Here is a 13,206-nt window from a genome sequence, read left to right on the forward strand (position 1 = left end):
ACTCACTCCCATCCCTGTTTGTATCAAATGTTGTTCATGGAGCCCGTAGTGCTGGAAATCCGTCACCTGAAAACCCTGCATGCCCTGCGCGAAGCCGACAGCCTGGTCGAGGCCGCTGAGCGCCTGCACCTGACGCAATCGGCACTGTCCCACCAGTTCAAGGAGCTTGAGGAGCGCGTGGGCATGCAACTGTTCGTGCGCAAGAGCAAGCCGATCCGCTTCACCAGCGCCGGCCTGCGCCTGCTGCAACTGGCCGACGCCACCCTGCCACTGCTGCGCGGCGCCGAGCGCGACATCGCCCGGCTGGCGGGCGGCACGGCGGGCCGCCTGCATATGGCCATCGAATGCCATAGCTGCTTCCAGTGGCTGATGCCGACCATCGACCAGTTCCGCGACGCCTGGCCTGAAGTCGAGCTGGACCTGGCCTCGGGCTTCGCCTTCGCGCCCCTGCCCGCCCTGGCCCGAGGCGATCTCGACCTGGTGGTGACGTCCGATCCGCTGGACCTGGCCGGGATCACCTACGTGCCCCTGTTCACCTACGAAGCCATGCTTGCCGTGGCCAACCAGCACCCGTTGGCCAGCAAGCCCTACATCGTGCCCCAGGACCTGCTCGACCAGACCCTGATCACCTACCCGGTCGAACGTGACCGCCTGGATATCTTCACCCGCTTCCTGGAGCCGGCCGACATCGAGCCCGCCGCCGTACGCACCTCTGAACTGACCGTGATGATGATGCAGCTGGTGGCCAGCGGCCGCGGCGTCTGCGGCATGCCGCACTGGGCCTTGCACGAGTACAGCTCGCGTGGCTACGTCAAGGGCAAGCGCCTGGGCGAAAAAGGCCTGTTCGCCACTCTCTACGCCGCGGTGCGCACCGACATGCTCGATGCTCCGTACATGCGCGATTTCCTGCTGACCGCCAAGGACACCTCGTTCGCCACGCTGGATGGGGTGAGCGCGGTACGCTAGACAAGGGCAGGTAGACAAGGGGGCCGTTGCAGCGCCCGACAAACGCCCCTTGCCATTCTCGGCGGCGCCCCCCATAAACAACGGATGAACCTCCCCGCCAGGCATCACCCGGTCCTTGAGCTGTTCCATCCCGCCGTCAGCGACTGGTTCGGCCAGCATTTCGCCACGGTCACTGGCGCGCAGGCGCAGGCCTGGCCGCTGATCCAGCGCGGCGAGTCGATGCTGCTCGCCGCGCCTACAGGCTCGGGCAAGACCTTGAGCGCCTTCCTGGCGGTGCTCGACGAGCTGTTTCGCCAAGGGCTGGACCAGGGCGGCGAACTGCCGGCGCAGACGCTGGTGGTGTATGTCTCGCCGCTCAAGGCACTGTCCAACGACATCCGCCTGAACCTGCAGGCCCCGCTGGACGGGATCAGCGAGGCGCTCGCCGCGCGTGGCCTGAAGGCGCCACGCATCACCACCGCGGTGCGCAGCGGCGACACACCGCAAAAGGAGCGCGCGGCCATGCGCCGCCACGCGCCGCACATCCTGGTGACCACGCCTGAATCGCTGTATGTGCTGCTGGGTTCCGCCTCCGGGCGCCAGGGGCTGGCCCACGTGCACACGGTGATCGTCGACGAGATCCATGCGCTTGCCGGCAACAAGCGCGGCTGCCACCTGGCACTGAGCCTCGAGCGGCTGCAGGTGCTGTCCGGCCAGCCTTTGCGCCGCATCGGCCTGTCGGCGACCCAGCGCCCGGTGGAGCGGGTGGCGCAATTTCTGGTCGGCCATGGCCGGCCCTGCGCCATCGTCGACGTCGGCCACGCCCGCCAGCGTGACCTGGCCATCGAGGTGCCGCCCGTGCCGCTGGGCGCGGTGATGGCCACCGATGTCTGGTACCTGGTCTACGATCGCCTGGCCGAACTTGCCCGCGAACACCGCACCACCCTGGTGTTCGTCAACACCCGGCGCCTGGCCGAGCGCCTGACGCGTCACCTGAGCGATCGGCTGGGCAAGGACGCGGTGGCCGCCCACCACGGCAGCCTGGCCAAGGAGCACCGCCTGGACGCCGAGCAGCGGCTCAAGCGCGGTGCCTTGCAGGTCCTGGTGGCGACCGCGTCGCTGGAACTGGGTATCGATATCGGCGAGGTCGACCTGGTCTGCCAGATCGCCTCGCCGGGGTCGATCGCCGCCTTTCTGCAGCGCGTCGGGCGTTCTGGCCACCAGGTCGATGGGGTGCCCAAAGGCCGCCTGTTCGCCACCTCGCGCGATGACCTGATCGAATGCGTGGCCCTGCTCGACTGCGTGCGCCGCGGCGAGCTGGATACCTTGCGCATCCCGCGGGCGCCGCTGGACGTGGTTGCCCAGCAGATCGTCGCCGAGGTCAGCAACCAGCCCTGGCACGAGGACGCCTTGCTCGCGTGTTTTCGCAAGGCCGAGCCCTTCGCCGGGCTCGATGGGCAACATTACCAGGCCCTGCTGCGCATGCTTGCCGAGGGCTACAACGGCCGTCAGGGCCTGCGCAGCGCCTATCTCCACCGCGACGCGGTGAGCGGCATGTTGCGTGGCCGCCGTGGCAGCCAGCTGACGGCCTTGACCAGCGGCGGCACCATCCCGGAAACCGCCGACTACGCCGTGCTGCTCGAACCCCAGGGCCTGGGCATCGGCAGCGTCAATGAAGATTTCGCGGTGGAAAGCATCGCCGGGGACATTTTCCAGTTGGGCAACGCCTCGTACCGCATCCTGCGGGTGGAGGCCGGGCGGGTGCGGGTCGAGGACGCCCATGGACTGCCGCCGACCATCCCGTTCTGGCTGGGCGAGGCCCCGGCGCGCAGCGACGAACTGTCCGCGGCCGTTGCCCGGCTGCAGGGCGAAATCGATCAACACCTGAGCGCCAGTGGCGGCGGCTTCGGCCCGCTGCTGCACTGGCTGCACGAGGCCTTTGGCCTGGGCGAGGACAGCGCCAGCCAGTTGCTCGACTACCTGGGCCGCACCCGCGAGGTGCTCGGCGCCCTGCCCTCGCAGCAGACCCTGGTGATGGAGCGCTTTTTCGACGAGTCCGGCGGCACCCAGCTGATCATCCATTCGCCGTTTGGCAGCCGTATCAACCGCGCGTGGGGCCTGGCCCTGCGCAAGCGCTTTTGCCGCACCTTCAATTTCGAGCTGCAGGCCGCGGCCAGCGAGGACGCCATCGTGCTGTCGCTGTCCAGCAGCCACAGCTTCGACCTGGACGAGGTCTGGCGCTACCTGTCGAGCAAGACCGCCGAGCCGATCCTGATCCAGGCCCTGCTCGACGCGCCGCTGTTCGGCGTGCGCTGGCGCTGGAACGCGGGCGTGGCCATGGCCCTGCCGCGCTTTGTCGGCGGGCGCAAGGTGGCGCCGCAGATCCAGCGCATGAAGAGCGAGGACCTGATCGCCGCGGTATTCCCCGACCAGATCGCGTGCCTTGAGAACATCGCCGGTGAGCGGCAGATCCCCGAGCACCCGCTGGTCGAGCAGACCCTGGATGACTGTCTGCACGAGGCCATGGACAGCGAAGGCTGGCTGGCGCTGCTGCGGCGCATGGAAACCGGCGATATCCGCCTGCTCAGCCGCGACCTGCCCGCGCCCTCGCCCTTGGCCGCCGCCATTCTCAATGCGCGTCCCTACGCTTTTCTCGACGATGCACCGCTGGAAGAGCGGCGTACCCAGGCCGTGCTCAACCGCCGCTGGACCGAGGTGCGCAGCGCCGACGACCTGGGATCGCTGGATGCCGATGCCATCGCCGCCGTGCAGGCCGAGGCCTGGCCGAATCCCGTGGGCAGCGACGAGATGCACGAAGCGCTGATGAGCCTTGGCCTGATCACCCACGCCGAGGTCATGGCCAATGAGGGGTGGGAGGGCTGGCTCAAGCAACTGGCCAAGGCCGGACGCGCCAGCCGCCTGGCCGGCAAGGAGCACGTGATGTGGCTGGCGCGCGAACGGCTGAACTCGCTGCGGGTTCTGTACCCGGATGTCCCGTTGCAGCCCGCGGTCGATGTTCTGCCCGGCTTCGACCAGGTAGTGGACGCCGACGCGGCGCTGACCGAACTGCTGCGCGCGCGCCTGGGCGGTCACGGGCCGCAGACACTGGCCCAGCTCGCCACACCCCTTGGCCTGCCTGAGCGGGATGTCGAGCAGGCGCTGGCGCGGCTGGAGGGTGAAGGCTATGTGATGCGCGGGCACTTCAGTCCTGGTACCGAAGCCCTGCAGTGGTGCGAGCGGCACCTGCTCGCGCGCATCCACCGCTACACGGTCAAGCGCCTGCGCCGCGAGATCGAACCGGTGAGCCTGCAGGATTTCATGCGCTTTCTGTTCGACTGGCAGCACCTGGCCAGCGACGCGCACCTGCAAGGTCCCATGGCCGTGGCCGAGGTGCTCGGCCAGCTGCAGGGCTTTCCCTCCGCGGCCAGCGCCTGGGAGGCCGACCTGCTGCCCGCCCGGATCAAGGACTACAGCAAGCAGTGGCTGGACGATGCGTGCCGCAGTGGCCAATGGACCTGGAGCCGTCTCGCCGCCACCGCCGCCAGCAGCACCTTGCCCAGCACCCCACTGGTGCTGCTGCCACGCGAGCACCTTGGCCTGTGGCGCAGCCTGGCCAGGCTGCCGGACAGCGACAGCCTTGGCCCCCGCGCGCAGCGGGTGCATGCCGCCTTGCAAGAGCAGGGCGCGCTGTTTTTCGACGAACTAGTCCAGGAAGCCCGCCTGCTGCCCAGCGAGCTTGAAACGGCCCTGCAGGAGCTGGTGGGCGCGGGACTGGTCAGCGCGGACAGCTTCACCGGCCTGCGCAGCCTGATCACCCCGGCGGCCAAGCGCAGCCCGCGCATGAGCCGCCGGGGTCATGCGCCGCTGTCGACCAGCATGGTCCACGCCGGGCGCTGGGCCTTGCTGCGCAAGGGCAGCAGCACCCAGGACGGCGATGAACGCCTGGAGCACGTCGCCCGCAGCCTGTTGCGCCGCTATGGGGTGGTCTGCTGGCGGCTGCTTGAGCGCGAAAGCGACGTGCTGCCGTCCTGGCGCGAACTGCTGCGCTGCTACCACCGGCTCGAAGCACGCGGCGAGATTCGCGGCGGGCGCTTTATCGGCGGGCTGGCCGGCGAGCAGTTTGCCCTGCCCGAAGCCGTCGGCCTGCTGCGCCAGGTTCGCCGCCGCCCGCAGGACGGCAGCCTGGTGCTGATCAGCGCCAGCGACCCGTTGAATCTGGTGGGCACGCTGTTGCCCGGGGCCAAGGTGCCAGCCATCAGCGGCAATCGCGTGCTCTACCGGGACGGCCTTCCGGTGGCGGCGCGGGTGGCGAGCAGGGACCTGTACTGGGTTGAAGCCGATGCCACCGAACAGAATGCCTGGCGCCAGCGGTTGCTCAAGGGCTCTCTCCTGCAGGGGTCGTGATCGCCCCTCTCACGTTTTTTACAAAATTTTCACCGAACTCGGCCAACGTCTAAGCTTCAGACAAGCAAGACGATATCGTGGCCGGGCTGAAGACTATGGGCGTACTGTGGCAATCGGAACCAACCAGAAAGGAAGCACCCGAAGCACCCCAGGCTGACACTCCAATGCCGAAGACACCTCGTCAGCGCCGCCTGTGGTGGCGGCTGTTCTGGCTGATCCTGCTCGTTGGTGCCGTGCTCACGGGCCTGGCGGTGACCGAGGAGGTGCGTTCCTCACGCCTGCAGTCCCGCGAGTTCAGCCGCTTTGCCGCTACCCTGAGCTACTCGATGCAGCCCGGGCCGAGTGATGCGATCGTGTATCCCGGCGAAGGGCCGTTCGACAAGCGCCTGGGCTACAGCTCGCTTGGCGAGTTCCTGCCGCGTCTGCTCAAGCGCGACTACCTGATCAGCGAACAGGTGCAATTCTCGCCCGCGCTGATGCGCTACACCGATCAGGGCCTGTTCGTGCCCTTCATCGAAAAAGGCCAGGCCGGGCTGTCGATCACCGACTGCCGCGGCGCGCCCTTGTACCAGTACAAATACCCGCAGTACCTGTACCCGGAATTCGCCTCGATCCCGCCGGTGATGGTCCATAGCCTGCTGTTCATCGAGAACCGCGAACTGCTCGACCCCAAGGACCCGCAGAGCAACCCCGCGGTCGACTGGCCGCGCTTCGCCAAGGCCGCCTACAGCCAGGTCGCCAAGTACTTCGCGCTACCCGGCCAGTCGGCCGGCGGCAGCACCCTGGCCACCCAGCTTGAAAAATACCGCCACTCACCGGACGGCCTCACCGTGTCGGGCGCCGAGAAGATCCGCCAGATGATTTCGGCCAGCGTGCGCGCCTACCAGGGCGGCCCGGACACGCTGGAGGCCCGCCAGCGCATCGTGCGTGACTACCTCAACAGCGTGCCGCTGTCGGCCGTGCCCGGCCACGGTGAGGTCCACGGCATGGCCGAGGGGCTGCGTGTGTGGTACGGCGCGGACTTCGACCAGGTCAACCAGGCGCTGGCCTCGACCGCCACCGACAAGGACAGCCTGGCTGCCCGCGGCCTCGCGCTGCGCCAGGTGCTGTCGCTGATGATCGCCCAGCGCCGCCCATCGCACTACCTGTCCAAGGGCCGCACCGAGCTGGCGCTGCTGACCGACAGTCATGTCCGCGTGCTGGCCGCCAACAACGTGATCGACCGCCCGCTGGCCGACGCCGCGCTGGCCAGCAAAGCCGTGTTCCGCGACTGGGTGGCGCAGCCGACCATCCAGCCAATCATCACCAACAAGGGCATCAGCCTGGCGCGCAACCGCCTGGCGGCCATGCTCAATCGCCCGCTATACGACCTCGACCGTCTCGATCTGTCGGCGACCAGCACCCTGCAGGGCGATCTGCAGATGCAGGTCAGCCAGTACCTGAAGAACCTCTCCGACCCAGCCTATGCCGCCGAGGTGGGGCTGATCGGCGAGCGGCTGCTCACCCCCAGGACCACCGACCAGGTGCGCTACAGCTTCACCCTGTTCGAGCGTACCGCCGACGGCTCTCGGGTGCGGGTGCAGACCGACAGCACCGACCAGCCGTTCGACATCAACGAAGGCAGCAAGCTGGAACTGGGCTCGACGGCCAAGCTGCGGGTGCTGACCACCTACCTGGAGATCGTCGCCGAGCTGCACCAGCAATACGCCGGCAAGCCTGTCGCGGAACTGAAGAAGGTCGAGGTTGCGGAGCTGGACTTCATCAGCCGCTGGTCGCTGGACTGGCTCATGCAGAACAAGCAGCGGGACCTCGCCGCGATGCTCGATGCAGCGCTCGAGCGCAAGTATTCGGCAAGCCCCGGCGAGTCGTTCTTCACCGGCGGCGGCATGCACTCGTTCAACAACTTCCGCAAGGAAGACAACGGCCGCATCCCGACCCTCAAGGAAGCCCTGCGCGAATCGATCAACCTGCCGTTCATCCGCCTGATGCGCGATGTGGTGCGCTATGTCACCTACCAGTCTCCGTTCAACCGCGAGCCATTGCTCAAGGACGACGCCGACCCGCGCCGCCAGGAATACCTGGCCCGCTTCGCCGATCGCGAAGGCACCAACTACCTGATGCGCTTCTGGAAGAAGTACCAGCGCAAGACTTCGCAGCAGCGCCTGGACACCTTCCTCGACAGCATGCGCGTCACCCCCCAGCGCTTGGCCGCGGTGCACCGCTACCTGTTCCCCGAGGCCAGCCAGGAAATCTTCAACGCCTTCGTGCGGGCCCACCTTGGCAAAGGCTCCCCCGCGGCGGCCAAGCTCACCGACACGCGCCTGGTGGAAATGTACGGCAGCTACGGTCCTGGCAAGTACGACCTGCCTGACCAGGGCTATATCGCCAAGGTCCATCCGCTGGACCTGTGGCTGCTGGGCTATCTGCTGAAAAACCCCAGCGCCCAGCTCAAGGACGCGGTCAGCGCCAGTCACTTCGAGCGCCAGGAAGTCTACGGCTGGCTGTTCAAGAGCCGCCACAAGGGCGCGCGCGACAGCCGCGTGCGCACCATGGTGGAGATCGAGGCGTTCCTGGACATCCACCAGCGCTGGAAGCGCGTGGGCTATCCCTTCGATCACCTGGTGCCATCGCTGGCAACCGCCATCGGCAGCTCGGGTGACCGGCCTGCGGCCTTGTCGGAGCTGGTCGGCATCATCCAGAACGACGGCGTCCGCCTGCCCACCCTGCGTATCGACACCCTGCATTTCGCCGCCGATACGCCTTACGAGACACGCCTGGTCAGCGACCCGGACCGGGGCCAGCGAATTCTCCCGGTCGAGGTGGCCCAGGCCCTGCGCGGGGCGCTTTCGCAGGTGGTCGACGCGGGGACCGCGCGGCGCGTCTCGGGCAGTTTCAAGCTGCAGGACGGCACCTCGCTGGTGATGGGTGGCAAGACCGGGACCGGGGACAACCGCATCGAGAGCTTCGGCGCCGGCGGACGCCTGATCGGCTCGCGCTCGCTGAACCGCACCGCGACCTTCGTGTTCTTCCTCGGCGACAACCACTTCGGCACGCTCACCGCCTTTGTCCCAGGGCGCGCGGCCGAGACGTTCAAGTTCACCTCGGCCCTGCCTGTGCAGGTGCTCAAGGGCATGGCGCCGATCCTCATGCCCTACCTGGAGCCCGGCAGCGCAACCCAATGCACGGCCCCGCAGGTAGCGGCGCATTGACCCGGCGGCGGACCCATCGAATCATTCGATGATAACCATTATCATTTTAGGGCTTGTCTTGAGATATATCTTGAGTAATATCTTACGATATATCGAAACAGACGGAGCACCCTTATGCGCGACCACCCTCCCCCCCATCGCGAGCGCCATGACGCGTTCGAACGTCGCCCGGTCCGTGGCGAGCGCGGCCCCCGTGTATTCGCCCCCGGCGATCTCAAGCTGCTGCTGCTGGCCATGCTCGCCGAGCAACCTGGGCACGGCTACGACCTGATCCGCCAGATCGAGAGCCTGTTCGACGGCAACTACAGCCCGGGTCCCGGCGTCATTTACCCCACCCTGAATTTTCTCGAGGAAGCCGAGTTGATCAGCGGCGAGGCTCAGGGCAGCAAGCGCCTCTACGTGATCACCGAGGCGGGGCGCCAGTCGCTGACCGACCAGGCCGTCGCGCTGGACGGCGTGCGCATGCGCATTGAGGTCAGCAAGCGCGCCCTGCGCGGCCATGACCGTCCGCCCGAGATCCATGAGGCGGTCGGCAACCTGCGCCACGCCCTGCACATGCACAGCGGCCGCTGGAGCCGCGAGGAAATCGACCGGGTCCGCGACCTGCTCAACGAGACCGCCAAGGCCATCGCCGACCGGCCCGCCCCATCCGTCCAGGAGAACGATCAATGACCGACCACACCCCCGTCATTCACCGCGTCAACCATGAGATCAAGCAGCGCCGCCTTGAGGTGCTGCGCGTCATCGAGCTCACCCCGCGCATGCGCCGCATCACCCTCGGCGGGCCCGAGCTTGCCGGCTTCAACAGCCTGGGCAGCGACGATCACGTCAAGCTGCTGTTCGGCTGCACGCCAGAAGAGCAGCAGACCATCGACCAACGCAGCATGGGCCGTGACGGCGGCGCCCGTCCGACCATGCGCGAATACACACCGCGCCGCATCGACCTGGACGCGAGCGAAATGGACATCGACTTCGTCCTGCACGGCGATGGCCCTGCCTCGACCTGGGCCGAACAGGCAGCGCCGGGTCAGGTGCTGAACATTGCCGGTCCGCGCGCGTCGCTGGTGGTGCCGGACATCTTCGACAGCTACCTGCTGATCGGCGACGAAACGGCGATCCCGGCGATCGCCCGGCGCCTGGAAGCACTGCCCGCAGGCCGCAATGTCCTGGCGGTTATCGAGATCGAGGATGAGCAGGAGCGCCAGCCGCTCAACAGCCTGGCCAACGTCGAGGTGATCTGGGTGCAGCGCCACCGCCAGGCGCTGCTGGCGGTGCTCGAAGACCTGGCCCTGCCCGAGGGCACGCTGTACAGCTGGATTGCTCTGGAAAAAAGCCTGACCCGCCAAGCCAAAGCCTTGCTGCTGGGCAAAGGCGTCAGCGAAGAGGCGCTCAAGGCGGCCGCTTACTGGCGCCTGGACAGCAGTGACGAAGACGCGTGATGCCCGTCAGGGCCGCGCCTGGGCCAACGCCTGGCGTCGGCCTTGCCAGCGGTCCAGGCCCAGCACCAGCAGGCCGATGGCCCAGAACCCGGCCAGCACGCCCATGGCATTGAGCGTCGCCTGCCCATATCCGAGCGCGGCGACATCGATGAAGGGATAGGGATACACCCCGATCACGTGCCCGCGCCACAGCGCGAAGGCAAAATACCCGGCCGGGTACAACGCCCAGGCCAGCACATGCCACACGCGCAGGTTGCCTTTCGGCACGCAGCGCCACCAGTACAGGACGAACAGCAGCGGCATGACATCGTGCAGCAGCTCGTCCGCCAGCCGCTGCCAGCCCTCGGGATGCCAGAGATGGCGCAGCAACAGGCTATAGGCTAGCGCCACCAGGACAATGCTGGTCGCCACCGCCGAACTGACCGGCGCCGACAGGAACCACCGCCGGGCGCGTCCCTCTCGGCCAAACGCCGCGTAGCTCAACACGGTGGCCGCCAAGGTATTGCTCAGCACCGTGAAATAACTGAACACGTTCACCAGGCCCCCAATCAGGCTGGCCTGCTCCTGCCAACGCATCAGCAATACCAGGTACAGCTGCACGGCGAGCCCGCCCCAGCCCAGCACCGCGGCCAGGGTCAGCCAGGGACGGCGCGGCATTCAGCCAGACCGCTGCAGCTTCACGTACAGCTGCTCGACCTTTTCCCGCGCCCAGGGCGTCTTGCGCAGGAAGGTCAGGCTCGACTTGATGCTCGGGTCGCTCTTGAAGCAGCGGATATCGATGCGCTCGGCCAGGCCCTGCCACTGGTAGTGGGCCACCAGCGCGGTAAGGATCTGCTCCAGGGTCACGCCATGCAGCGCATTGTGTTGACCGGTGCTCATCGGGGTACTCCCTAGCTGAAAAGCGGCACATTACCAAATCCGGCATTGCTTATCCCAGAGATCCATCGACGGTGTGGGAGATTGCATGGCGCATGGCGACTTCTGGGGAAGCAACTGTCTTTGTCCCTCCTCCTCCCTTTGAGTCTAACCATACAAGCAGGCCTTGTGTCGCGACCGGCGAATTTAATGTTATGTTATAACAACAACATCAGCATCGCCAAGGAAGCTCCCCGCTCATGCGCACCACGCCCCACCACCTTTCACCGCTGGCCATCGCCCTCTGGCTGGCCGCCTCACCCAGCCACGCCGTGGAACTGCAGCCCCAGGTCATCACCGCCAACCCCCTGGGCGCCAGCCAGCTGGCGGCGCCCACCACCGTGCTCGAAGGCGACGACCTGCTGCGCAACCAGCAGGGCAGTCTCGGTGAAACCCTCAACAAACAGCCCGGAGTCGCCTCGACCTGGTTCGGCCCCGGCGCAAGCCGTCCGGTGATTCGCGGGCTGGACGGCGACCGCATCCGCATCCTGCGCAATGGCGTTGGCGCCCTTGACGCCTCTTCATTGTCCTACGACCACGCCGTGCCGCTGGACCCGGCCACCGTCGAGCGCATCGAAATCGTCCGGGGGCCGGCCGCGCTGCTCTATGGCGGCAATGCGATCGGTGGGGTAGTCAACAGCTTCGACAACCGCATCCCCACCTCGCCCATCGAGGGCATTCATGGCGCGGGCGAGCTGCGCTACGGCGGCGCGGACACTACCCGCAGCAGCGCGGGCAAGCTTGAAGCCGGCGACGGCAGCTTCGCGCTGCACCTGGACGCCAATAGCCGTCAGTTCAACGACCTGCGCATTCCCGGTCACGCACGCAGCTCGAAGGTCCGTGACGCCGACGAGCCAGGCAGCCGCCATCGCCTGGAGAACAGCGACGGGCGCCAGGACGGCGGCGCCGTGGGCGGTTCGTACCAGTGGGAGCATGGCTACGCGGGCCTGTCCTACAGCCGCTACGACAGCAACTACGGCTCGGTCGCTGAACCCGGCGTGCGCCTGGACATGCAGCAAGACCACTACGCCTTCGCCTCGGAACTGCGCGACCTTGCAGGCCCCTTCAGCTCGGTCAAATTCGATGCCGGCTACACCGACTACGAGCACCGCGAGATCGAAGGCGGCGAGGTGCACACCACCTTCCGCAACAAGGGCTACGAGGCGCGTGTCGAGGCGCGGCACCAGCCACTGGGGCCCGTGGAGGGGGTGATCGGGGCGCAGGTGAACCGCAACGAATTCTCCGCGCTGGGCGAGGAAGCCTTCGTTCCGCAGACCGATACCAACAGCCTGGCGCTGTTCATGCTTGAGCAGTGGCAGGCCAGTGAACGCCTGAACCTGAGCCTGGGCGCGCGCTTGGAGCACACCCGGGTCGAGCCGGATGCCAAGGGCGACGAACGCTTCGCCGCTGCCGACAGCACCAGCAGCTTTACCGCCGCCAGCCTGTCGTCAGGCGCGGTGTACCAGCTCACGCCGGTCTGGTCGCTGGCCGCGAGCCTTGGCTACACCGAGCGCGCACCGACCTTCTACGAGCTGTATGCCAACGGCGCGCACGTCGCCACCGGGGCCTACGAGGTCGGCGACGCCGACCTGAACAAGGAAAAAGCCCTCTCCGGCGACCTGGCGCTGCGCTTTGACAACGGCACGCACAAAGGCAGCGTTGGCGTGTTCTACAGCCATTTCCGCAACTACATCGGCCTGATCGGCAGCGGCAACCTGCGTGAAGGCCATGATCATGGCGATGAAGACCACGACCACGACCATGATCATGACGACGGCGGTATCCCCGAATACCTCTACCAGGGCGTGCGTGCCCGCTTCTATGGCGTCGAGGCACAGGACCGCTGGCAACTCGTGGAAAACCGCTATGGCCGCTTTGCCCTGGAACTCTCTGGCGACTACACCCGCGCGAAAAACCTCGACACCGGCGAAGACCTGCCGCGCATCGCACCGCTGCGTCTGAACAGCGGCCTGGTCTGGGACCTGGACCGCTGGCAGGCGCGCGTCGACGTGCAGCACGCGGCGGCCCAGCGCCGCAAGCCGGCCAATGAAACCCGCACCGATGGCTACACCACGCTGGGTGCTAGCCTGGGGTACCGCTTCGACATTGGCCAGAGCGAGTGGCTGGCGTTCGTGCGAGGTGAGAACCTGACCGATCAGACCGTCCGCTACGCCAGCTCCATTCTGCGGGATATCGCGCCCGCACCGGGACGCAGCGTCGAAGTCGGCCTGCGCACGACCTTCTAAGGGTCGACACCGGCCTGCAAACGGCTCTTCAGGCGCCCCGTTGCCGGA

The 13,206-nt window shown here is 67.1% G+C and carries 8 protein-coding genes; 6 read left to right on the forward strand and 2 right to left on the reverse strand.

All coding sequences use genetic code 11. The annotated features are described in order from the left end of the window. Positions 1–48 precede the first annotated feature (48 nt). The 5 genes from metR to VJS90_RS15660 all read left to right on the forward strand — a co-directional run bounded on the left by metR (position 49) and on the right by VJS90_RS15660 (position 9,997). On the forward strand, positions 49–966 hold the full coding sequence (metR, locus tag VJS90_RS15640) for a transcriptional regulator MetR (protein ID WP_324122555.1): 918 nt from the start codon (positions 49–51) through the stop codon (positions 964–966). Between the two features lie 84 nt (positions 967–1,050). Beyond that, positions 1,051–5,349, forward strand: a complete 4,299-nt coding sequence (locus VJS90_RS15645) for a DEAD/DEAH box helicase (protein WP_324122556.1) — start codon at positions 1,051–1,053, stop codon at positions 5,347–5,349. A 95-nt stretch (positions 5,350–5,444) separates the two neighbouring features. Continuing rightward, positions 5,445–8,558 carry a transglycosylase domain-containing protein gene (locus VJS90_RS15650; protein WP_324122632.1) on the forward strand — a complete coding sequence of 1,038 codons (3,114 nt, stop codon included), beginning with the start codon at positions 5,445–5,447 and terminating at the stop codon, positions 8,556–8,558. Positions 8,559–8,672: 114 nt separating this feature from the next. Next, positions 8,673–9,230: a PadR family transcriptional regulator gene (locus VJS90_RS15655; RefSeq protein WP_324122557.1), complete on the forward strand. Its 558-nt coding sequence runs from the start codon at positions 8,673–8,675 to the stop codon at positions 9,228–9,230. Next, the gene (locus tag VJS90_RS15660) at positions 9,227–9,997 is read left to right on the forward strand and encodes a siderophore-interacting protein (RefSeq protein WP_324122558.1); all 771 of its coding nucleotides are present in this window, start codon (positions 9,227–9,229) and stop codon (positions 9,995–9,997) included. Before VJS90_RS15655 ends, VJS90_RS15660 begins: the two co-directional genes overlap by 4 nt. 6 nt (positions 9,998–10,003) lie before the next feature. Here the strand turns inward: VJS90_RS15660 and VJS90_RS15665 are convergent, their stop codons facing one another. Further along, positions 10,004–10,654: a Pr6Pr family membrane protein gene (locus VJS90_RS15665; RefSeq protein WP_324122559.1), complete on the reverse strand. Its 651-nt coding sequence runs from the start codon at positions 10,652–10,654 to the stop codon at positions 10,004–10,006. After that, entirely contained in the window at positions 10,655–10,876 is a 222-nt protein-coding gene (locus tag VJS90_RS15670; protein WP_158459744.1) for a VF530 family DNA-binding protein, read from the reverse strand. It lies immediately after the preceding gene. Between the two features lie 236 nt (positions 10,877–11,112). On the opposite strand from VJS90_RS15670, the gene VJS90_RS15675 reads away from it, so the two are divergent. After that, a complete protein-coding gene (locus VJS90_RS15675) occupies positions 11,113–13,158 on the forward strand; it encodes a TonB-dependent receptor (protein ID WP_324122560.1) in 2,046 nt (681 codons plus the stop codon). The last annotated feature ends 48 nt before the right edge of the window (positions 13,159–13,206 follow it).

It is taken from the genome of Pseudomonas sp. (assembly GCF_035277045.1).
Classification (GTDB): Bacteria; Pseudomonadota; Gammaproteobacteria; order Pseudomonadales; family Pseudomonadaceae; genus Aquipseudomonas.

What these genes read in the sequence shown, in the direction of transcription:
- VJS90_RS15645 (WP_324122556.1), top strand. Translation starts at nt 1,051, where the DNA reads ATGAACCTCCCCGCCAGGCATCACCCGGTCCTTGAGCTGTTCCATCCC.
- VJS90_RS15670 (WP_158459744.1), bottom strand. Translation starts at nt 10,876, where the DNA reads ATGAGCACCGGTCAACACAATGCGCTGCATGGCGTGACCCTGGAGCAG.
- VJS90_RS15665 (WP_324122559.1), bottom strand. Translation starts at nt 10,654, where the DNA reads ATGCCGCGCCGTCCCTGGCTGACCCTGGCCGCGGTGCTGGGCTGGGGC.
- VJS90_RS15650 (WP_324122632.1), top strand. Translation starts at nt 5,445, where the DNA reads ATGGGCGTACTGTGGCAATCGGAACCAACCAGAAAGGAAGCACCCGAA.
- VJS90_RS15655 (WP_324122557.1), top strand. Translation starts at nt 8,673, where the DNA reads ATGCGCGACCACCCTCCCCCCCATCGCGAGCGCCATGACGCGTTCGAA.
- VJS90_RS15675 (WP_324122560.1), top strand. Translation starts at nt 11,113, where the DNA reads ATGCGCACCACGCCCCACCACCTTTCACCGCTGGCCATCGCCCTCTGG.
- VJS90_RS15660 (WP_324122558.1), top strand. Translation starts at nt 9,227, where the DNA reads ATGACCGACCACACCCCCGTCATTCACCGCGTCAACCATGAGATCAAG.